22 protein-coding genes are annotated in these 20,690 nt (G+C 74.3%); 13 read left to right on the top strand and 9 right to left on the bottom strand.

Annotated elements, in window-relative coordinates:
- Window positions 1-5: 5 nt before the first annotated feature.
- From ACF07S_RS22440 to folP, 5 genes are all read right to left on the bottom strand, one after another.
- Complete coding sequence (locus ACF07S_RS22440; protein ID WP_391962987.1) at window positions 6-494, bottom strand: DUF3180 domain-containing protein; 489 nt, start codon at window positions 492-494, stop codon at window positions 6-8.
- A gap of 61 nt (window positions 495-555) precedes the next feature.
- Window positions 556-1,167: a 2-amino-4-hydroxy-6-hydroxymethyldihydropteridine diphosphokinase gene (folK, locus tag ACF07S_RS22435; protein ID WP_391962988.1), complete on the bottom strand. Its 612-nt coding sequence runs from the start codon at window positions 1,165-1,167 to the stop codon at window positions 556-558.
- Window positions 1,164-1,523 (bottom strand): dihydroneopterin aldolase, encoded by a 360-nt coding sequence (gene folB / locus ACF07S_RS22430; protein WP_391962989.1) that lies wholly within the window; start codon window positions 1,521-1,523, stop codon window positions 1,164-1,166. The genes folK and folB overlap by 4 nt, the downstream gene beginning before the upstream one ends.
- Before the next feature lie 230 nt (window positions 1,524-1,753).
- Window positions 1,754-2,269 (bottom strand): nuclear transport factor 2 family protein, encoded by a 516-nt coding sequence (locus ACF07S_RS22425; protein ID WP_391962990.1) that lies wholly within the window; start codon window positions 2,267-2,269, stop codon window positions 1,754-1,756.
- Window positions 2,266-3,180: a dihydropteroate synthase gene (gene folP / locus ACF07S_RS22420; protein WP_391962991.1), complete on the bottom strand. Its 915-nt coding sequence runs from the start codon at window positions 3,178-3,180 to the stop codon at window positions 2,266-2,268. Before folP ends, ACF07S_RS22425 begins: the two co-directional genes overlap by 4 nt.
- 340 nt (window positions 3,181-3,520) lie before the next feature.
- On the opposite strand from folP, the gene ACF07S_RS22415 reads away from it, so the two are divergent.
- On the top strand, window positions 3,521-4,861 hold the full coding sequence (locus ACF07S_RS22415) for a hypothetical protein (protein WP_391974915.1): 1,341 nt from the start codon (window positions 3,521-3,523) through the stop codon (window positions 4,859-4,861).
- 132 nt (window positions 4,862-4,993) lie between these two features.
- Here the strand turns inward: ACF07S_RS22415 and ACF07S_RS22410 are convergent, their stop codons facing one another.
- A complete protein-coding gene (locus ACF07S_RS22410) occupies window positions 4,994-6,364 on the bottom strand; it encodes a PH domain-containing protein (protein ID WP_391962993.1) in 1,371 nt (456 codons plus the stop codon).
- Window positions 6,361-6,924 (bottom strand): PH domain-containing protein, encoded by a 564-nt coding sequence (locus tag ACF07S_RS22405; RefSeq protein WP_391974914.1) that lies wholly within the window; start codon window positions 6,922-6,924, stop codon window positions 6,361-6,363. The genes ACF07S_RS22410 and ACF07S_RS22405 overlap by 4 nt, the downstream gene beginning before the upstream one ends.
- 31 nt (window positions 6,925-6,955) lie before the next feature.
- Between ACF07S_RS22405 and ACF07S_RS22400 the strand changes: the two genes are divergently transcribed.
- Entirely contained in the window at window positions 6,956-8,107 is a 1,152-nt protein-coding gene (locus ACF07S_RS22400) for an NADH-quinone oxidoreductase subunit D (protein ID WP_391962995.1), read from the top strand.
- A gap of 12 nt (window positions 8,108-8,119) precedes the next feature.
- Here ACF07S_RS22400 and ACF07S_RS22395 read toward each other — a convergent pair whose 3' ends face one another.
- Complete coding sequence (locus ACF07S_RS22395) at window positions 8,120-9,127, bottom strand: SAM-dependent methyltransferase (RefSeq protein ID WP_391975010.1); 1,008 nt, start codon at window positions 9,125-9,127, stop codon at window positions 8,120-8,122.
- Window positions 9,128-9,277: 150 nt separating this feature from the next.
- Between ACF07S_RS22395 and ACF07S_RS22390 the strand changes: the two genes are divergently transcribed.
- Together ACF07S_RS22390 and ACF07S_RS22385 are read left to right on the top strand one after the other, a co-directional pair.
- Window positions 9,278-10,480, top strand: coding sequence for a sensor histidine kinase (locus ACF07S_RS22390; RefSeq protein ID WP_391962996.1), 1,203 nt, complete (start codon window positions 9,278-9,280; stop codon window positions 10,478-10,480).
- A 79-nt stretch (window positions 10,481-10,559) separates the two neighbouring features.
- Entirely contained in the window at window positions 10,560-11,231 is a 672-nt protein-coding gene (locus tag ACF07S_RS22385) for a response regulator (protein ID WP_391962997.1), read from the top strand.
- Window positions 11,232-11,339: 108 nt separating this feature from the next.
- On the opposite strand, the gene ACF07S_RS22380 is transcribed toward ACF07S_RS22385, so the two are convergent.
- Entirely contained in the window at window positions 11,340-12,560 is a 1,221-nt protein-coding gene (locus ACF07S_RS22380) for a threonine aldolase family protein (protein WP_391974913.1), read from the bottom strand.
- A gap of 170 nt (window positions 12,561-12,730) precedes the next feature.
- On the opposite strand from ACF07S_RS22380, the gene ACF07S_RS22375 reads away from it, so the two are divergent.
- The 9 genes from ACF07S_RS22375 (at window position 12,731) to ACF07S_RS22335 (ending at window position 20,499) form a co-directional block, all read left to right on the top strand.
- Complete coding sequence (locus ACF07S_RS22375; protein WP_391962999.1) at window positions 12,731-13,657, top strand: Rossmann-like and DUF2520 domain-containing protein; 927 nt, start codon at window positions 12,731-12,733, stop codon at window positions 13,655-13,657.
- 67 nt (window positions 13,658-13,724) lie between these two features.
- Window positions 13,725-14,723 carry a pantoate--beta-alanine ligase gene (panC, locus tag ACF07S_RS22370; protein WP_391963000.1) on the top strand — a complete coding sequence of 333 codons (999 nt, stop codon included), beginning with the start codon at window positions 13,725-13,727 and terminating at the stop codon, window positions 14,721-14,723.
- Complete coding sequence (locus ACF07S_RS22365) at window positions 14,720-16,429, top strand: L-aspartate oxidase (RefSeq protein WP_391974912.1); 1,710 nt, start codon at window positions 14,720-14,722, stop codon at window positions 16,427-16,429. Before panC ends, ACF07S_RS22365 begins: the two co-directional genes overlap by 4 nt.
- Window positions 16,430-16,434: 5 nt before the next feature.
- Window positions 16,435-17,412, top strand: coding sequence for a carboxylating nicotinate-nucleotide diphosphorylase (nadC, locus tag ACF07S_RS22360; protein ID WP_391963002.1), 978 nt, complete (start codon window positions 16,435-16,437; stop codon window positions 17,410-17,412).
- A gap of 8 nt (window positions 17,413-17,420) precedes the next feature.
- Complete coding sequence (locus ACF07S_RS22355; protein WP_391963003.1) at window positions 17,421-18,218, top strand: type III pantothenate kinase; 798 nt, start codon at window positions 17,421-17,423, stop codon at window positions 18,216-18,218.
- Window positions 18,219-18,617: 399 nt separating this feature from the next.
- Window positions 18,618-19,304, top strand: coding sequence for a hypothetical protein (locus tag ACF07S_RS22350; protein ID WP_391974911.1), 687 nt, complete (start codon window positions 18,618-18,620; stop codon window positions 19,302-19,304).
- On the top strand, window positions 19,244-19,420 hold the full coding sequence (locus ACF07S_RS22345; protein WP_391974910.1) for a hypothetical protein: 177 nt from the start codon (window positions 19,244-19,246) through the stop codon (window positions 19,418-19,420). The genes ACF07S_RS22350 and ACF07S_RS22345 overlap by 61 nt, the downstream gene beginning before the upstream one ends.
- A gap of 161 nt (window positions 19,421-19,581) precedes the next feature.
- Window positions 19,582-19,956 carry a BlaI/MecI/CopY family transcriptional regulator gene (locus ACF07S_RS22340; protein WP_391963066.1) on the top strand — a complete coding sequence of 125 codons (375 nt, stop codon included), beginning with the start codon at window positions 19,582-19,584 and terminating at the stop codon, window positions 19,954-19,956.
- 9 nt (window positions 19,957-19,965) lie between these two features.
- A complete protein-coding gene (locus ACF07S_RS22335; protein ID WP_391963005.1) occupies window positions 19,966-20,499 on the top strand; it encodes an amino-acid N-acetyltransferase in 534 nt (177 codons plus the stop codon).
- Window positions 20,500-20,690 lie beyond the last annotated feature (191 nt).

The following is a 20,690-nucleotide window of genomic DNA, read 5'->3' as shown; positions in this document are numbered from 1 at the left end:
CCGTCTCACGCGGCCGGGGCCGTGCCCGTGGTGTTGTGGTCGTCGTCCTCGGGGAGCTTGCAGACGCGCTCCAGGAAGAGGGCCGCCGCTATGACGGCGATGCCCGTGAGGACCGAGAAGCCGGCGTAGACGGCCTGGTCGCGGCGGGCGGGGATGTCGAGGGATTCCAGCAGGAAGACGCCCACGCCGCCGTACATGCCGGCGACGAGGGCGGCGACCAGGGCGCTGGCCTGGCCGAAGACCACCGCGCGTGCCGCCATCAGCGGGTCGACGCCCTTGGCGTCGTGCTGCCGCTCGCGCTGGGCCTTGAGGCGGGAGCGGATGGACAGCGCGGTGGCCGCGAGGACCACCGCGATCAGGGCGAGGACGATGGGCGCGGCCACGGGCACGCTCGGGAGGGTCCCCAAGGAGTTCCACAGGCGGGCGCCGGCCCAGGACAGGATTCCGGCGACGACGAAGACGCCGGCCAGCACCCTGATGCGCAGCTCTCTCACGGTGTCCCTTCGCGTTCCCCGGACCGGTTTCCCCGGAAAGTGGTCGTGTCGACCTTAACGGCTACTCGGGCGGCCGGAGTTCCAGGTCCTCGCGGACGGTGACGCCCTCGCGGGTGACCTGTTCGAGGAGTCCGGCGACCGGGCCGCGGCCCGGGAGCTCCGCCCCGGGCTCCACGTCGTGCCACGGGGCGAGCACGAACGCGCGCTCGTGGGCACGGGGATGCGGGAGCGTGAGCCGGGGGTCGTCGCTGCGGAGGTCCGCGTAGGCGACGATGTCCACGTCCAGGGTGCGCGGCCCCCAGCGCTCGTCCCGGATCCGGTGGAAGGCCTCCTCGACCGCGTGCGCCCGCTCCAGCAGGGAGGAGGGGGGCAGGGTGGTCCTCAGGACCACGACCGCGTTGAAGTACGAGGGCTGGCTGCCGGGCTCGACGCCCCACGGCTCGGTCTCGTACACCGGGGAGACGGCCCTGACGCGGATGCCCGGGGTGTCCTCCAGGGCGTCGACGGCCCCCTGGAGGGTTTCCAGACGGTTGCCGAGGTTGGCGCCGAGGGAGACCACGGCCCGCTTCGGGTCGTGCAGGGTGGTGTCGGCGGCGTCGACCCGCTCGACCACGGAGGCGGGGACGGGCTGAACGGTCGGGTCGGTGTGACCCGGGGTGGACGGCCTGGTCATACGCGGCTCCGGGTGAGGGTGACGGTCACGTCGTCGAAGGGCACGGTGATCGGTGCGTCCGGTTTGTGGACGCACACCTCGACCTCCCGCACCACGTCGTGCTTCAGACAGACCTGGGCGATGTGCTCGGCGAGCGTCTCGATGAGGTTGACGGGCTCGCCCCCGACGACCGCCACGACCTCCTCGGCCACGATGCCGTAGTGCACGGTCTTGGTCAGGTCGTCGTCGGCCGCGGCGGGCCGGGTGTCCAGGCCGAGCACGAGGTCCACGATGAAGGTCTGGCCCTCCTCGCGTTCCTTGGGGAACACACCGTGGTGCCCACGGGCCTTCAGGCCGCGCAGCGCGACACGATCCACGCGAATCACTCCTGCAGTCGTCGGTCCGGCCGGTGGGTGCCGGGTACGGGCGGGCACACCGGCCCGGTGTCGAATCTACCCGCGGGCACCACCGGGGCCGGGACGCCGGGGCGGGGCCGGCGCCCGGGTCCTCACCGTGCGCCTTCCCCGCGGAGACCGGGGGCTCACCGGTTGGTGGCGACCCCTACCCGCGCTGTCGTGATTCCAACCGCTCCCGGTCGCCGTGGTCCTCAGGCGGGCGTGTCGTTGTCGTCCTCCTCCTCGTCCTCGTCCTCGGTCTCGGCGAGGACGGGGGAGGCGTGGTGGGACCAGAGCTTCCAGCCGTCCGGGGTGCGGCGGAAGACGTTGGTGGCGACGACGAGCTGGCCGACCAGGGGGCCCAGCTCCTCGCCCGCCTCCGGGGCGGGGCCGCCGCTGAGGATGTTCTCGGTGCACGTCACCAGGGCGGTGTCGCCGGTGACGGAGACGTGCACGTCGGTGAGGAAGAACTGGATGTAGTCGGTGTTCGCCATGATCAGGGCGTACGACCTCAGGACCTCGCCGCGGCCGGTGAGCACCGGCCAGCCGGGGTGTACGCAGGACACCACGCCGGAGTCCGCCGGGTCGTGGTACGTCTCGTCGACGCCGAGGTCGGCCGGGGTGAGCCAGAGCGACGCGACCTCTTCGAAGTCGCTCCGTTCGAGTGCCTCGTAGAAGGCCGTGTTGGCGGCTTCGACCTGCTCGACATCGGTGTGGGGCGCGCTCACCGGGCTCCTTCTGCGCCGTGCGCGCCGGGTTCGGGGGACGTGGTGGCCGCCGTGCGCGCCCGCTCGATGGCGTGCGCGACCCGTACGGCGTCGGCGGTCGCGCGCACCTCGTGCACGCGGACCGCCCAGGCGCCGGCCCGTGCGGCGAGGGCGGAGACGGCGGCGGTGGCCGCGTCGCGCTCCCGCGCGGGGGGCGGCGCGCCGTCCGGGCCGGCCAGGACGCGGCCGAGGAACCGCTTGCGGGAGGCGGCCACGAGCAGCGGGTGGCCGAGGGCCAGGAGGCGGTCGAGCCGGGCGAGGAGGGCCAGGTCGTGGTCGGCGCCCTTGGAGAAGCCGAGGCCGGGGTCGACGATCACGCGGTCGGCGGCGACGCCGCCCTCCACGACGGCCCGCACGCGCGCGTGCAGTTCGTCGACGACCTCGGTGACCACGTCGGCGTACACCCCCTTGACGTTGCCGCCTTCCAGGAGGCCGCGCCAGTGCATGACGACGAAGGGGGCGCCGGCGTCGGCGACGACCCGGATCATGGCCGGGTCGGCGAGGCCGCCGCTGACGTCGTTGACCAGGGCGGCGCCGGCCGCGAGGGCCTGCTCGGCGACGGAGGCGCGCATGGTGTCGACGGAGACGGTGACGCCCTCCGCGGCGAGACCGCGGACGACGGGGACGACGCGTTCGAGTTCCTCGGCCTCGTCGACCCGGGTGGCGCCGGGCCGGGTGGACTCGCCGCCGACGTCGATCAGGTCGGCGCCCTGGGCGGCCAGATCGAGGCCGTGCTTGACGGCGGTCGTCGTGTCGAACCAGCGGCCGCCGTCGGAGAAGGAGTCGGGGGTGACGTTCACGACTCCCATGACCGCGCAGCGGTCCCAGTGAGGAAGGCCCGCGACCCGCCGGCGTCCGCTGTGGTTGCTCATATGTTCAGCGTAGGCCCAGCGAGCGGCCGGGGTGCGCCCCGGCCCTTACCGGGCGGACCTGGGGCTACGGGGCTCCGTCGGGGCCCACGGGAGGGGAACGCGCCGGATGGGACGTCGCCATCTTGGGAACAGTCCGCCGGCCTGTCCGCCTGTCCGCCGAACTGCCTTCCGGACTCCCTGCCGAACTGCCGTCCCGCGAAGAAATGATCTTGATGAAATTGGGCAATGCGTCTATTCATGTGCGGGGCCAGTTCGCTGATGCCCTGTGAAACCCTCGGTGTGGCTTTGTTTTTACGGGGCGGGGCACCATCATTCGCCTACGCGCGGTAAGTTTCTGGCCATGCCACGTGGACGTCACCGTCATTCCCCGCCCCTGCACAGGATGCTGCCCCCGTCGGCGATCGCGGGCGTCTCCCTCGTCTGCGCCCTGGGGCCCTGGGTGTTCACGCAGCCGATGGTGCTTCGCGTCCTGGCCGCGGCCGCCGCGGTCACGGCGATTGCCGGCGCCGTCGTCATGCGGCACTGGGACACCCAAGCAGGTAAACGCGTCGCCGATCTCACGCGCGCGCGTGCGAGCGACGAGTGGCGTTTCGAGGAACGCGTCGCCGAACTGGAGTCGGACCTCGAGGAGTCGCGCGAACTGCGGATGAAGCTGGAGCAGCGGCTGCGTGCCAAGCGCGCGGAACTCGCCGGGCTGCGCAACGAACACGCCGCACTGCTGCGGCGCTACGCCGCGGCGGAGGCCGACCGGGCGAATGTCCTGGAGGAACGCCGGGTGCTCGGGGCAGGGGCCGCGGTGCCGGCCCGTGCGCTGACGGCCGGGCCGTCGGCGGCATCCGGGGAGACGGCGCGCGGGACGTCGCCCGGGGCGGTGGCGGAGGACGGGACGCGCGCGGAGGAGGCGGACGGGAACGGGGCCGCCGAGGCGGCGCCGGCCGCCACCGCGGTCTTCTCACCGGAGGGGAAGAGGCTGTTCCGGCAGGCCGGTGCGGCACTGGCGCGACTGGCCACTCACGGGAACGCGGCCTTTGACGGGAACGCGGCCTTTGACGGGAGCGCGGCCTCCGCCGACCACGCCGGGGACGGCGTCGACGCCGCCGGCTCGGCCGGGAAGGAAGCCGCCCCCACCCGCACGGCCGCGCAGCCCGTCGGCGCCGCTCCCGGCCGCGAGGGCTCCCCGCAGCGCAACGAGCCGCCGAAGGGCGACGGGACCCCCGAGGACGACGGCCCCGGGCCCGCGAAGAGGACCGGGCCGGCGCGGGAGGACGAGGCCGAGGGGCAGCCCCGGGCGGCCGGCGACCACGAACGCACGGCCGCCTCCCCCGCACCGGCCGCCCCGGCGGCCCCGCCCGCGCGGCAGCTCGCCGGTCACTTCACCGTGCCGACCGCGGTGGCGGTCGTACCGCCGACGGCGCCCGTCCGGCGGCCGGTGACCGCCGACGGATTCGACTTCTTCGGGACGAAGACGGACACGGGGCGGTCCGGGACGGACGCCGTCCACAACGAGGACCTCGCCGATGTCGTCGGCCAGGAGGCGCTCGCGCTGCACAAGGCCGAGGCCGAGGCGCGGTTCAAGCCCGCGGGCGAGGACGCGCGCGGCATCGGTCAGGTCATCGACCTGACGGCCCACGACGAGACCGAGCACATCGACGTCGAGGGCCTGCGCAGAGCGGTGTCCTGAAGACACCGGCGACAGACACCGGCGACAGACACGGCGACAGACACCGGCGGGCGGGCCCGGGCACGGACCCCGGCGACGGACACCCGCCGTACCGACGGGCTCCGCGCACACCGCGGGGCCCGTCGGCGTGTCTCACGCCATCCAGCGGTCGGGGACGGCGTCCCGGCGGCCCGTGCGGGAACGCTCCGCCTGGGCCCGCAGCAGCTCCGCCGCCTCGTCCGCGTCCCGCAGCCGGGCCGTGACCGACTTGTTCGCGCCGGTGTCCACATGGACGTCCGCGACGCCCCGGGCCCGCTTCCAGGGTCCCTGGACCAGCCGCACGCTCTGCACCTTGGCGTGCGGCACCAGGGACAGGCTGCGCCGCAGCAGGCCGTGGCGGACGGCGAACACGGTGTCGGTGACGGCCAGTCCGTAGCCGCGCCACCACACCGGCACACACCACCGCGCGCGGCGCGGCGGCCGGCCGAACGCCTCGCGCGGCGGCACGCTCACCCCGGGCAGCACCCGCGCGACCACCGACTCGGCCATCTCGCGCGGAGCGACCGGCAGCAGCAGCGAATTGGACGACCCCGCCACGTCGAGTTCCACGCGCACCCAGCCTCCCCCGCTCCCGGCTCCGCCCGGGCGGGGGGACCTCCACCACCGCCACAGCAGCGGCTCGACGAGCCGCACCGTCTGCACGCGCCCCGGCGGCACCGTCTCGTGCGCCCGGTCCAGCAGCCCGTGGTCGATGCGCAGCCCGTCCGGCGACTCGCCCAGTGTCCAGTCGTACTCGGCGACGAACCGGCCCACACTGCTCGCGCCCGCCGCGCCGAGCAGCGGCACGGCCACGGCGACCACCGTCCACAGGCTGTGGGTGGCCGTCCACAGCAGCGGCAGCACGACCGCGGCGACGAGGAGCCAGCCCCAGGTCGCGCCGGTCAGCACCAGGGAGACGGCGAGGACGCCCGGCGGCACCCGCAGCATCTCCCGGGACGGCGCCTCACCGACCTCGTGCGCGGTCTCCGGCGCGAAGCCCGCCGCCCGCGCGAGGAGTTCCGCGCGCAGCGCACGCGCCTCGCCGGCGCCGAGGAAGGCGAGTTCGTCCTTCTTGTCGGTCCCGACGACATCGAGTCTGAGTTTCGCCACGCCCGCGACCCGCGCGAGCAGCGGCTGGGTGACGTCGATGGCCTGGATCCGCTCCAGCCGGATGTGCGCGGTGCGCCGGAACAGCAGTCCGGTACGGATGCGCAGCTCGCTCCCGGTCACCGCGAAATGAGTGAACCACCAGGTCAGGAAGCCGTAGAGGGCGGCGGCGGGCAGGAGCACGGCGAGTCCGAGCAGCAGGGTCGTCGTGGTCAGCCGGGTCAGCTGGCGCTGTGCCTGGTCGGGGTCGTGCAGCGCCCACCCGAGCAGCACCGCGACGGGCGCCCACGCCCTCCTGAGCGGTGTGACGGGATGCAGCCGCCGCTCGGTCACGGGCGGGCGGTCCCGTACGTCCTCGTGGACGCCGGGGGCCGTCACAGCCCCGCCGATCGGGCCTCGCCGAGCTCCGTGAGCCGGTCGCGCAGCCGTTCCGCCTCGGCCGGGTCGAGGCCGGGGATGGTGGCGTCGGTCGCCGCGGCCGCCGTGTGCAGCTGCACGCTGGCCAGCTCGAAGTGCCGTTCGACGGGCCCGGAGGTGACCTCGACCAGCTGCATCCGCCCGTACGGCACGACCGTCTCCCGGCGCCACAGCACGCCCCGGCTGATCAGCAGGTCGTCGGCGCGCTCCGCGTACCGCCAGGACCGCCAGTTCCGCTCCAGCAGCATCCAGCCCCAGGCCAGCAGGGCGAGCGGCAGCGCCGCGAAGGCGGCCCAGCCGGGCCCGGCCAGCAGCCCCGGCAGCAGCCCGGCGGCCAGGGTCAGCAGCCCCAGCCACACCACCAGCATCAGCCGTCGCACCTTCAGCAGTCCCGGCGGCAGCGCGATCCACACCGGCTCGTCCCCGGCGGTCGCCGGGCGTCGCGCCTGCGCGGGGCCCGCCGCCCGCCCGGCCCCGCCCTCCGCCGCTGTCCCCGTGTCGTGCGGGCTCCCCGTTTCCATGAGGCCAGCGTACGTAGGGGAGACTGTGTCCATGACTCCTACGACGGAGACCGTGGTCGGTATCGGCGGCGCGGCGGAGAGCACCGACATGGTGCTCAACATCGGGCCGCAGCACCCCTCCACGCACGGTGTGCTGCGGCTGAGGCTCGTCCTGGACGGCGAGCGCATCGTCCACGCGGAGCCCGTGATCGGCTATATGCACCGGGGCGCGGAGAAGCTGTTCGAGGCCCGCGACTACCGTCAGATCATCATGCTGGCCAACCGCCACGACTGGCTGTCGGCCTTCTCCAACGAGCTGGGCGTGGTCCTCGCCGTGGAGCGGATGCTCGGCATGGAGGTCCCCGAGCGCGCGGTGTGGCTGCGCACCCTGCTCGCGGAGCTGAACCGGGTGCTCAACCACCTGATGTTCCTCGGCTCCTATCCGCTGGAACTCGGCGGCATCACCCCGATCTTCTACGCCTTCCGGGAGCGCGAGGAGCTCCAGCACGTCATGGAGGAGGTCTCCGGCGGGCGCATGCACTACATGTTCAACCGCGTGGGCGGCCTCAAGGAGGACCTCCCGGCGGGATGGACCACGCGCGCGCGGGCCGTCGTCGCCGACGTGCGCTCCCGCATGGACCGCTTCGACGACCTGGTGCTCGGCAACGAGATCTTCCGGGGCCGCACGCGCGGCGTCGGCGTGCTGTCCCCCGAGGCCGTGCACGCGTACGGGGTGAGCGGACCGATCGGGCGCGCCTCGGGCGTCGACTTCGACCTGCGCCGCGACGAGCCGTACCTCGCCTACGGCGAACTCGGCGACGTCCTGAAGGTGGTGACGCGCGAGGAGGGCGACTGCCTCGCCCGCTTCGAGTGCCTCCTGGAGCAGACCCACAACGCCCTCGACCTCGCCGGCGCCTGCCTCGACCGGCTCGCCGAGCTGCCCCCGGGCCCGGTCAACCAGCGGCTCCCCAAGGTCCTCAAGGCACCCGAGGGGCACACCTACGCGTGGACCGAGAACCCGCTCGGCATCAACGGCTACTACCTGGTCAGCAAGGGCGAGAAGACCCCGTACCGGCTGAAGCTGCGCTCGGCCTCGTACAACAACATCCAGGCGCTCACCGAACTGCTGCCGGGGACGCTGGTCGCGGACATGGTGGCGATCCTGGGGTCGCTGTTCTTCGTCGTGGGGGACATCGACAAGTGACCCTGGCCGGGGTCAGCCGGTGAGTACGTCCGCGATCCCCACCGGCTGCACCAGCCAGCCGAAGCCGCCGAGTCCGCCCGGCTCGGTGAGTTCGGCGGCCTCTCCGGCGCCGGCGAGGGCGCGTACGTACCCGGCGGGGTCGGTGGACGCCAGCGCGAGCGGGGGGCGTGCGCCACTGAGCCCCAGGGCGCGCAGGGCCTCCCGTTGCGACAGCAGGCGTGCGCCGGGGAGCGCGCAGGCCGCGGCGCACGCGTCCAGGGCGACGTGCGCGGTGATGTCGCACGACCCGTCCGGCACCGGCGTCGTCTCCCGCCCCTCCCGGAAGGCCGTGAGCGTGCCGAACGGCGGCCGCGCCCCGGCCGTGTGCGCGTAGTCCACGGCGACGGCGAGCCCCCGCGCGAGCGTTCCGGCCGCCGCCGCCCAGGCGCGGTCCCGGGGCAGTCCGATCTCCGCGCGCAGCCCCTCCTCGGGCCTCAGCGGCCACCACCGCGCCAGCCACTCGGCCTCCGCGCCCGAGACGGGTGCCCCGAGCCGTTCCGTCCCGTCCTCCCGCACCAGCACCAGCCGGGGGACGCCCGCGGAGTCCACCTCGGCGACCTCGACGGGCACGTTGTCCAGCCACTCGTTGGCGAAGAGCAGCCCCGTGATCCGCTCCGGGGGTTCGGCACACCACTCGATCCGGCGGCCGAGTCCGGCGGGACGGGCGGCGAGTTCGACGGCGCGGGCCCGTGTGCGGGCCGCCACCCCGGCCGGCAGCGCGGCGAGCACACCGGTCACCAGTTCGCCCCGGCCGGCCGCCATGTCCACGAAGTCGAGCACCGCGGGCCGTCCCAGCGCCTCGTCGACCCGGCACAGCAGCCGTGCCACGGCCCCGGCGAACAGCGGGGAGGCGTGCACCGACGTACGGAAGTGCCCGGCCGGGCCCCGGGGTCCGCGGTAGAAGCCGGCCGGCCCGTACAGGGCGGCCTCGGCCGCCGCACGCCAGCCGTGCCGGCCGTCCCCCGCGGCCCCTGCCGTCACCGTTCCCACGCGCCCGCCGCCTCCCTCGTCACCGGCCCAGGTTAAGCGCGCGCGGCGGCCGGGCCTCCACCTTGCGGAGTACACGCACCCGCCGGGGATCGGCCCTCCGGTTGACCCCTGCACTCATGTCACCTCCCTACGCTGGGTTACGTGCAACGCCTCTATGACTTCCTCCGCAGGCACCCGGCGTGGGTCGACGGCTTCTGGGCCGTGGTCCTGTTCGGGATTTCGGTGATGGGCGGAGCGAATCTCGAGGAAGCCCGCGGGACGGAGCTGCCGGCCCTCGTCGTGCCGGTCATGCTGCTGCTGTCGCTGGTCGTCGCGCTGCGCCGCCGGATGCCGGAGCGGATGCTGGTCCTCGCCGTCGTGGTCGGCGCGGCCCAGCTGATCGCGGACGTGGCGACGCTGCCCGCCGACTTCGCCCTGCTGGTGATCGTCTACACGGTCGCCGCGACCGGGGCCCGCTGGGCCTCCCGGCTCGCGCTGACGGCGGGCCTGTGCGCGGCTCCCCTGGCACAACTGCGCTGGCCCAGTCAGGAGACGGGCGTGGCGGGCAACATCGCGCTCATGATCCTGCAGAGCGTTCCGTTCGCCCTCGCCTGGGTGCTCGGCGACTCCATCCGCACCCGCCGCGCGTACTTCGCGCAGTTGGAGGAGCGCGCCGCCCGGCTGGAGAAGGAGCGCGAGGCGCAGGCCAAGGTCGCGGTCGCCGCCGAACGCGCCCGGATAGCCCGCGAGCTGCACGACGTCGTCGCGCACAACGTGTCGGTGATGGTGGTGCAGGCCGACGGCGCCGCCTACGTCCTCGACGCGGCCCCCGACCAGGCGAAGAAGGCACTGGAGACCATCTCCTCCACCGGCCGCCAGGCCCTCGCCGAGATGCGCCGCCTGCTCGGCGTGCTGCGCACCGGCGAGCACCAGGAGGGCGGGGAGTACGTGCCGCAGCCGGACGTGCGGCAGATCGAGGACCTCGTCGAGCAGTGCAGGTCATCCGGACTGCCCGTGGACTTCCGTGTCGAGGGCACCCCCCGTCCGCTGCCCAGCGGCCTCGAGCTCACCGCGTACCGCATCGTGCAGGAGGCGCTCACCAACACCCGCAAGCACGGCGGCCCCGACGTGGGTGCCAGTGTGCGGCTGGTGTACTTCGACGACGGGCTGGGCCTGCTCGTGGAGGACGACGGCAAGGGCGCCCCGCACGAGCTGTACGAGGAGGGCGGCTTCGACGGCCAGGGCCACGGCCTGATCGGCATGCGGGAGCGGGTCGGCATGGTGGGCGGCACCCTGGACGCGGGCCCGCGCCCCGGCGGAGGATTCCGCATCAGTGTCCTGCTGCCGCTCAAACCCGCGCACTGACGCCCTGCGCGCCCTGTGCCGACACCTGTAACGGCACGTGACACCACCTGCCGACCGGACGACCCACGGAAGAGGCCCCATGACGATCCGCGTGATGCTCGTCGACGACCAGGTGCTGCTGCGCACCGGATTCCGGATGGTGCTCGACGCCCAGCCGGACATGGAGGTCGTGGCGGAGGCGGGCGACGGCGTCGAGGCGCTCCAGGTGCTGCGGTCCGCCGCCGTCGACGTCGTGCTGATGGACGTCCGCATGCCCAAGCTCGACGGCGTGGAGACGACCCGCCGGATCTGCGCCGACACCGACCCGCCGAAGGTGCTCATCCTGACCACCTTCGACCTCGACGAGTACGCCTTCTCCGGGCTGAAGGCGGGCGCCTCCGGCTTCATGCTCAAGGACGTGCCGCCGGGCGAGCTGCTCACCGCGATCCGCTCGGTGCACAGCGGCGACGCCGTGGTCGCCCCGTCCACCACCCGCAGGCTCCTGGACCGCTTCGCGCCGATGCTGCCCAGCGCGGGCAAGCAGCCCGAGCACAAGGAGCTGGGACGGCTCACCGAGCGCGAGCGCGAGGTCATGGTGCTGGTCGCGCAGGGCCTGTCCAACGGCGAGATCGCGGCCCGGCTGGTGCTCTCCGAGGCGACCGTGAAGACGCACGTGGGCCGCATCCTGACCAAGCTGGGCCTGCGGGACCGGGTGCAGGTGGTCGTCCTCGCCTACGAGACGGGTCTGGTACGGGCCGGCGGACACGGCTGACCCGGCCGCCGCGCGTCGGCGGGGTCCGCGCGTGCTCCCGTGGGTCAACGGCCCCCTCGGCGGCGGGCGGAGGCCCGGCCGTCCGGGGACGCCTCCCGCCCGGCCGGGCTACCGCGCGTTCCCGCCGGTCAGCCGGCGGGCGAACTCCACCGCCGCCGCCCGCACGTCGCCGGCCGTCCACTCCAGGCCCGCGGCCCGTACGTACACCTCCGTGCAGGACAGACCCGGGCCCTTCGGACCCCAGTGGTTGGCGAACAGCGCGTTCCCCGTCTCCTCGGCCGCCCGGATCGCCGCCTCCTCGGCGACCTCGGCGTCGTACGGCAGCCAGACCTGGAAGTCGTGGGTGTGCGGCACCTCGGGGTGGACGCGGAACCAGGGCAGCCCACCTGCCGCCAGGCCCTCGCGCAGGGCGGCGGCCACCACCCGCGCGTGGGTGACGTACTCCGGCAGCCGGGGCAGCTCCCGCTCCAGGCCGACGAGGGCCGACAGCACGGTGGGGAACTGCTGGAAGACGTTGCCGCCGTACCGGTGCCGCCAGGCCCGTGCCTCCTCCACCAGCGTCGCGGGACCGGCGAGCGCCGCGCCGCCGTAGGCGTCGAGGGACTTGTAGAACGACACGTAGACGCTGTCGGCGAGGCCCGCGATCTCCTCCAGCGGCCGGCCGAAGTGCTCCGTGCACTCCCACAGCCGGGCGCCGTCGAAGTGCACGACCGCCTCGCGCTCCCGCGCGGCGTCCACCACCTCGGTCAGCTCCTCCCACGTGGGCAGCACGAAACCGGCGTCCCTGAGGGGCAGCTCCAGCATCAGCGCCCCGAAGGGTTCCTCGAAGTCGCGCACCTCGGCGGCGGTGGGCGGCCGGGGCTCGTCCGTCACGCGCACCGGACGCAACCCGCCGACCTCGCTGAACGCGTTCCGTTCATGCACCTCGGGGTGGCTCAGCGCGTGCAGGGCGACCCTCGGGTCGCCGGTGCGGCCCGCCCAGCAGCGCAGGGCGACCTGCTGGGCCATCGTGCCGGTCGGGAAGAACGCGGCGGCCTCGGTGCCGAGCACGTCGGCGACCCTCTTCTCCAGGGCCTCGACGACACCGCCGCCGTAGACGTCGGACATCTCGTCGAGGTCGTACACGCTCCCCGCCGCCTCCAGCAGGGCCAGCCGCTCCTTGAGCGGGGCGACGAAACCGAGGCGCGCGAGCACGCGCGGGGCGCCGCGCCAGGCCGCGATCCGCCGCTCGCGCAGCGTCGGGACCGGCTCGTCGTCCGCCCCCGGCCGTCCGTCCCGCACCGCCGTGTCCGTCACGTCCTCCGCCGTATCACTCATGCCCGCGATCATCCCGCGCGCCGGTCCGCGCGGGCACCCCCATTACCGCACGCGTGCGGGCCCGCCGGCGCACGGAAACCCACAGCCTGTGGACAACCGGACGCCCCCGCAACCGATCGCGTTAGCATGACGAGAAATCGTCCGGTACCCCGAGCGGACTGGAACGGGAAGGCCGCCGTCGCGTGAACACAACCCCACAGCCCGATCCCCGGGACCGCCCCGCGCGGCTCACCGTCGGCGTCGTCGGCGCCGGCCGCGTGGGCCCCGCCCTGGCCGCGGCCCTTCGGCTGGCCGGGCACCGCCCGGTGGCCGTGGCCGCCGTCTCGGACGCCGCCCGCCGACGCGCCGAGCAGCTGCTCCCCGGTGTGCCGGTGGTGCCGCCCGCCGACGTCCTGCAGCGGTCCGACCTGGTGCTGCTGACCGTCCCGGACGACGCCCTGCCCGGCCTGGTCGCCGGTCTCGCCGACACCGGCGCCGTACGGCCGGGCCAGCTGCTCGTGCACACCTCCGGACGGTACGGCGCGAAGGTCCTCGACCCCGCCCTGCGGGCCGGAGCCCTGCCCCTCGCCCTGCACCCGGCGATGACCTTCACCGGTACCCCCCTCGACGTGCAGCGCCTCGCCGGGTGCTCCTTCGGCGTCACCGCGCCCGACGAGCTGCGGCTGGCCGCGGAGGCCCTCGTCATCGAGATGGGCGGCGAGCCCGAGTGGATCGCCGAGGAGAACCGCCCGCTGTACCACGCGGCCCTCGCCCTGGGCGCCAACCACCTCGTCACCCTGGTCGCCCAGTCCCTGGAACTGCTGCGCACCGCGGGGGTCGAGGCCCCCGACCGGATGCTCGGACCGCTGCTCGGCGCCGCCCTCGACAACGCCCTGCGCTCCGGCGACGCCGCCCTCACCGGCCCGGTCGCGCGCGGCGACGCCGGCACGGTCGCCGCGCACGTCACCGAGCTGCGCCGGCACGCCCCGGGGACCGTCGCCGGCTACCTCGCGATGGCCCGCGCGACCGCCGACCGCGCCCTCGCCCACGGCCTGCTGAAGCCGGAACTCGCCGAGGACCTCCTCGGGGTGCTCGCCGACGGAGCCGACGGCCCGGGGGAGACCCGATGACCGCCACCGGCCGCCCCGCCCCCCACGACAGCCGTACGACGACGCGCGTCCGGAACGGAGCCGCCCGATGACCGTCACCCTGCTGCGCACCGCCGCCGAACTGCACGCACGCGCGCGCGGCGGCCGTCGCGCCGTCGTGATGACCATGGGCGCGCTGCACGAGGGCCACGCCACGCTGATCCGCACCGCGCGCGAGATCGCGGGCCCCGGCGGCGAGGTCGTGGTCACCGTCTTCGTCAACCCGCTCCAGTTCGGCGCGGGCGAGGACCTGGACCGCTACCCGCGCACCCTGGACGCCGACCTCGGACTCGCCGGGCTGTCGGGCGCCGACGCCGTCTTCGCCCCCTCCGTGGACGAGGTCTACCCGGGCGGCGAACCCCAGGTCCGCGTCGGCGCCGGCCCCATGGGCGAACGCCTGGAGGGCGCCGCGCGCCCGGGCCACTTCGACGGCATGCTCACGGTCGTCGCCAAGCTGCTGCACCTCACCCGGCCCGACGTCGCCCTCTACGGCCAGAAGGACGCCCAGCAGCTCGCCCTGATCCGCCGCATGGTGCGGGACCTGAACTTCGGCGTCGAGATCGTCGGCGTGCCCACCGTCCGCGAGGAGGACGGGCTCGCCCTGTCCAGCCGCAACCGCTACCTCTCGGCCGCGGAGCGGCGCACGGCGCTCGCCCTGTCCCAGGCCCTGTTCGCGGGCCGCGACCGGCACGCGGCCCAGCAGGCGCTGCACGCGCGGGCCCGGGAGGTCCCCGCCACGCGCGCGCGTGCCGAGGCGCTCAGCGCCATGGGGGAGTCCCGCGCGGCGGCCGACGCGCACGCCGTCGCCACCACCACCGGCGGCCCGGCCGCCGTCCGCGCCGCCGCCCGCCTGGTCCTCGACGAGGCCGCACGCCTCGACCCGCCCCTCACCCTGGACTACCTGGCCCTGGTCGACCCGTCCGACTTCACCGAGATCGGCGACGGCTTCACCGGCGAGGCCGTCCTCGCCGTGGCCGCCCGCGTGGGCACCACCCGCCTGATCGACAACATCCCGCTGACCTTCGGAACCTTCGGAGCCGCCTCGTGACCAGCACAGGCATACGACTGCACGCGCCCGCGCCCGGGTGGGCCATCGACGCGGACGTCGTGGTCGTCGGCTCCGGCGTCGCCGGCCTCACCGCGGCACTGCGCTGCGAGGCCGCCGGCCTGACGACGGTGGTCGTCACCAAGGCCCGCCTCGACGACGGCTCCACCCGCTGGGCCCAGGGCGGCATCGCCGCGGCCCTCGGCGAGGGCGACACCCCCGAACAGCACCTGGACGACACCCTGGTCGCCGGCGCGGGCCTGTGCGACGAGGAGGCGGTCCGCATCCTCGTCACCGAGGGCCCCGACGCCGTACGCCGCCTCATCGCGACCGGCGCGCACTTCGACGAGTCGGCCGACGGCGCCCTGGCGCTCACCCGCGAGGGCGGCCACCACCGCCGCCGCATCGCCCACGCGGGCGGCGACGCCACCGGCGCGGAGATCTCCCGCGCCCTGGTCGAGGCGGTCCGCGCGCGGGGACTGCGCACCGTCGAGAACGCCCTCGTCCTGGACCTCCTCACCGACGCCGACGGCCGCACCGCCGGCGTCACCCTGCACGTCATGGGGGAGGGCCAGCACGACGGCGTGGGCGCGGTCCACGCGCCCGCCGTCGTCCTGGCGACGGGCGGCATGGGCCAGGTCTTCTCGGCGACCACGAACCCCGCCGTCTCCACGGGCGACGGCGTGGCCCTCGCGCTGCGCGCGGGCGCCGAGGTGAGCGACCTGGAGTTCGTCCAGTTCCACCCCACGGTCCTCTTCCTCGGACCCGAAGCGGAGGGCCAGCAGCCCCTGGTCTCCGAGGCGGTGCGCGGCGAGGGCGCCCACCTGGTGGACGCCGACGGGGTGCGCTTCATGCGGGGACAGCACGAACTCGCCGAGCTCGCGCCCCGGGACATCGTCGCCAAGGGCATCATGCGCCGGATGCGGGAGCAGGACGCCGAGCACATGTACCTCGACGCCCGCCACTTCGGCGCCGAGATGTGGGAGCACCGCTTCCCCACGATCCTCGCCGCCTGCCGCGCCCACGGCATCGACCCGGTCACCGAGCCCGTACCGGTCGCCCCGGCCGCCCACTACGCCTCCGGCGGCGTCCGCACCGACTCCCGCGGCCGCACCACCGTGCCCGGCCTGTACGCGTGCGGCGAGGTCGCCTGCACCGGCGTGCACGGCGCCAACCGCCTGGCCTCCAACTCCCTGCTCGAGGGCCTGGTCTACGCCGAGCGCATCGCCGCCGACATCGCCCGCGCCGGAAGCGCCCTCCCCGCGCGCGTGCCCCAGCCGCTCCCCACCGGGGAGCGTCCCGCCCACCCCCTCCTCCCCCCGGAGGCCCGCTTCACCATCCAGCGGGCCATGACCCGGGGCGCCGGCGTGCTCCGCTCCGAGGCCTCCCTCTCCGAGGCGGCCGACCGCCTCCACCGCCTCCACGCCGACGCGCGCGACACCCTCGACGAGAACGGCAAGACCGCCGAGCCGGGCGTCGACACCTGGGAGGCCACCAACCTCCTGTGTGTGGCCCGCGTCCTGGTCGCCGCCGCCCGGCGGCGCGAGGAGACCCGCGGCTGCCACTGGCGCGAGGACCGCCCCGAGCGCGACGACACGGCCTGGCGCCGCCACATCGTCGTACGGCTCGACGCGGACCGCACGCTGGCGGTGCGCACCACCGGCACCACGGACTTCCCCCCCACCCTCCCCCCGGCCCAGGAGCAGTGACAGCAGTGACCACCCCCGACCTTCCCCTCGTCCCCTCCGGTGGCTGCGGCGACGGCTGTGCCTGCGGCGCGGACACCGACGAGGCGTACCTGGAGTGCGGCCTCGACCCCGCACTCGCCCAGCTGCTGGCCGACGCGGGCCTCGACCCCGTGGAGGTCGAGGACATCGCCAACGTGGCCCTCCAGGAGGACCTGGCCGACGGCGTGGACGTGACGACGGTCGCGACCATCCCGGAGGACGCCGTGGCCACCGCCGACTTCACCGCGCGGGAGGCGGGCACCGTGGCGGGCCTCAGGGTCGCCGAGGCGGTCATGTCGATCGTCTGCGCGGAGGAGCTCGAGGTCGAACGCCACGCGGAGGACGGCGACCGCGTGGAGGCGGGCCAGGTCCTGCTCTCCGTCACGACCCGCACCCGCGACCTCCTCACCGCGGAACGCAGCGCCCTGAACCTCCTGTGCCGCCTGTCGGGCATCGCGACGGCCACCCGCGCGTGGGCCGACGTCCTCGAGGGCACCGGGGCCCGGGTCCGCGACACCCGCAAGACCACCCCCGGCCTGCGCAGCCTGGAGAAGTACGCGGTGCGCTGCGGCGGCGGCGTCAACCACCGCATGTCCCTGTCCGACGCGGCCCTGGTCAAGGACAACCACGTGGTGGCCGCCGGCGGCGTCGCCCAGGCCTTCGAGGCGGTCCGCGAACGCTTCCCCGACGTCCCCGTCGAGGTCGAGGTCGACACCCTGCACCAGCTCCGCGAGGTCCTGGACGCCGGCGCGGACCTGATCCTGCTGGACAACTTCACCCCCGGCGAGTGCGAGGAGGCGGTGGCCGTCGTCAACGGCCGCGCCGCCCTGGAGGCCTCCGGCCGCCTCACCCTCGCCAACGCCAGGGCGTACGCCGGCACGGGCGTCGACTACCTGGCCGTGGGGGCCCTCACCCACTCCTCGCCGATCCTCGACATCGGCCTCGACCTGCGAGCGGCGGAGTAGGACCGGCCATGCTGCTGACGATCGACGTAGGCAACACACACACCGTCCTGGGCCTCTTCGACGGCGACGACATCGTCGAACACTGGCGCATCTCCACGGACGCGCGCCGCACGGCCGACGAGCTCGCGGTCCTCCTGCAGGGCCTCATGGGCATGCACCCGCTCCTCGGCGACGAGCTGGGCGACGGCATCGACGGCATCGCCATCTGCGCGACCGTCCCCTCGGTCCTGCACGAACTGCGCGAGGTCACCCGCCGCTACTACGGAGACGTCCCCGCCGTCCTCGTCGAACCGGGCGTCAAGACCGGCGTCCCCATCCTCACCGACAACCCCAAGGAGGTCGGTGCCGACCGCATCATCAACGCGGTCGCCGCGGCCGACCTCTACGGCGGCCCGGCCATCGTCGTCGACTTCGGCACGGCGACGACGTTCGACGCGGTCAGCGCGCGCGGGGAGTACGTCGGCGGCGTCATCGCGCCCGGCATCGAGATCTCCGTCGAGGCCCTCGGCGTCCGCGGCGCCCAGCTCCGCAAGATCGAGGTGGCGCGTCCGCGCAGCGTGATCGGCAAGAACACGGTCGAGGCGATGCAGTCCGGCATCGTCTACGGCTTCGCCGGCCAGGTCGACGGGGTGGTCAACCGCATGGCCCGCGAGCTCGCGGACGACCCCGACGACGTGACGGTCATCGCCACGGGAGGGCTGGCGCCGATGGTCCTGGGCGAGAGTTCGGTCATCGACGAGCACGAGCCGTGGCTGACGCTGGTCGGCCTGCGCCTGGTGTACGAGCGGAACGCGTCGCGCCTGTAGCGGTGCCGGTGCTCCCGGCTTCGCCCCCGGGGGTGCCTCCCGGGCCGTTCAAGGCACCGGGGAAGGCACGACTGCCCGGCACGGGCGGCAGTGGCCGCGGACGGCGGGAGGGGGACGGGGCGGGGTGTCCGCCCGCGGTGGCCGGTGCGTCCGCGCCCCGCGCCTCTCCGGGCGACCGGTTCCGCGCCGGTCCGGGGACGGACACCTCCGGCCCGGCCCCGGCCCGCCCACTCCCCGTGGGCGCACGGGCGCCCCACCGGCCCGAACCCCGCGCCGCGGGCATCCCCACCACCGGACCCACCACTCGGGCCACCACCCGGGCCCACCACCCGGGTGGCACCCCCACGCCACACCTGCCCCATAGGCACTCTTTGTCCGATTGGCGCGTATCGTCACACCATGCCCACGCCCTACGGACCCCGCGGCGGCATGGCGTTCGGCGCCGAGGAGCGGCGCGCGCTCCGCCGATCCCGCGCCCTCGCCCCGCACCCCGCCCCCGCCTCGGCCGGCGACCTCCGGAACTGCCTCCACCTCGCCGGCTCCCCGGACGGGGCCGCGCGGGAGAGTACCCGGCCGCGCGCTTTCCTCCTGGCCGACCTCGGCCGCCACCGCGCCGCCCTCCCCGGGACCGCCGCCGGCTACCTCACGCTCCTGGAGGAGGCGCTGGGCGCCGGACACCGCCCCCACCCCGACGATCTGGCCGCCCTCGGCGCCCTGCGCGGCAATCCCACCGCCGCCGCCCTCCTGCGCCGCTGCCGGCGCACCCGCCTCCTGGCCCTCCCCGGGGGCCGCGGAGCCAGCGCCGGGGACCAGGACGAGAAGAAGCCCGCCCGGAAGCCTCCCGCCACCCCCCAGCCCCGCCCCGCCCCGAACCCCACCCCGGCTCCCGCCCCCGGTACCCCCGAGCCCACCCGTCGCCCCGTCCCCACCCCGGGCGAGGTCTTCCCCCGCCGCAAGCCCGCCCCGCCCCCGCCGAACCAGCACCTGGCCGCGGTCCGGCGGCGCGCTCTGGCTACCCTGGATCCATGGACTACGTCTCCGCGCTCCTCCCCCCGGCCGTCATGGCCGCCCTTTTCGCCGGCGTGATCCGGGTGATCGTGAAGACCCAGGGCGGCGCCAACAAGACCAAGGAGGACGCCGCCGTCGACGCGGCCCTCGCGCGGGCGGAGGGTGCCCGGCCCTCTTCCGGGGCCGGCGCCTGACCCTCCGGCGGACGGCCTCCGCCCCGGCGTACGACCAGCGGTCGTACGCCCTTTTCGTGTGGGTTCGCTCCGATGCCGCCCGTCCCGGGCGCCGTTACCGGGATCTCCCACTATTGTTCTGAGGTGTGCCTCGCCCATTGGGAGAACTCGAAGACGCGGTCATGACGCGGGTGTGGAAGTGGAACCGCCCGGTGACCGTTCGGGAAGTCCTGGAAGATCTTCAGAAGGAACGGTCCATCGCGTACACCACGGTGATGACCGTTTTGGACAATCTCCATCAGAAGGGCTGGGTGCGCCGAGAGGCCGAAGGCCGGGCCTATCGATATGAGGCGGTCTCCACTCGCGCCGCCTACGCCGCCGCCCTGATGAACGAAGCGTGGTCGCAGAGCGACAACGCCGCCGCCGCTCTCGTCGCCTTCTTCGGCATGATGAGCGAGGAACAGCGGCAGTCCCTCACCGACGCCGTCCGCATCGCCCAGCTCCCGGAAACCCGTGACGAGAACCCCGGCTCCACGGGGGACCGGAGCGGACGATAGCGTCCGCTCATGTCAGCAGACAGCCCCGAAGTCACCGCAAAAGCCATCACGGTCCGACGGGCCCGCACCAGCGATGTCCCGGCCGTTCGCCGCCTCCTTGACGCCTACGTCCGCGGGGGCATCCTGCTCGACAAAGCGACGGTGACGCTTTACGAGGACATCCAGGAGTTCTGGATCGCGGAACGGGACGACAACGCGGAGGTGGTCGGCTGCGGCGCCCTGCACGTGATGTGGGAAGACCTGGCGGAAGTCCGCACTCTCGCCGTGAAGCCCGGCCTGAAGGGCGCCGGCGTCGGACACCTGCTGCTGGGGAAGTTGCTGGAGACGGCCCGCTGGCTCGGTGTTCGGCGCGTTTTCTGTCTGACCTTCGAAGTGGACTTCTTCGGCAAGCACGGCTTCGTGGAGATCGGTGAGACCCCCGTCGACACCGATGTGTACGCGGAGCTGCTGCGTTCCTATGACGAGGGCGTCGCGGAGTTCCTCGGTCTCGAACGAGTGAAACCGAACACCTTGGGCAACAGCCGGATGCTTCTGCATCTGTGATCGTCGCGCGATTCCGGCCCTGCCCCCCGGGGGGGCCGCTGTTGACCGTTGCCTTGCCGCTTGCCCCGGGTGGGCTATGTCCGAAACGCGTATGTTTCCCTGCCGGGTGCGGTGACCGGTGTCTCCCAGGGGTTTGTGTTTTTACGGCAAAAGCGGTTTGCTTTCCGATGTGCTGCAGTACTGCATATAAC

Source organism: Streptomyces sp. NPDC016640, from assembly GCF_043076215.1.
Taxonomy (GTDB): domain Bacteria; phylum Actinomycetota; class Actinomycetes; order Streptomycetales; family Streptomycetaceae; genus Streptomyces.
This window is presented reverse-complemented; position numbering and strand designations above follow the sequence as displayed.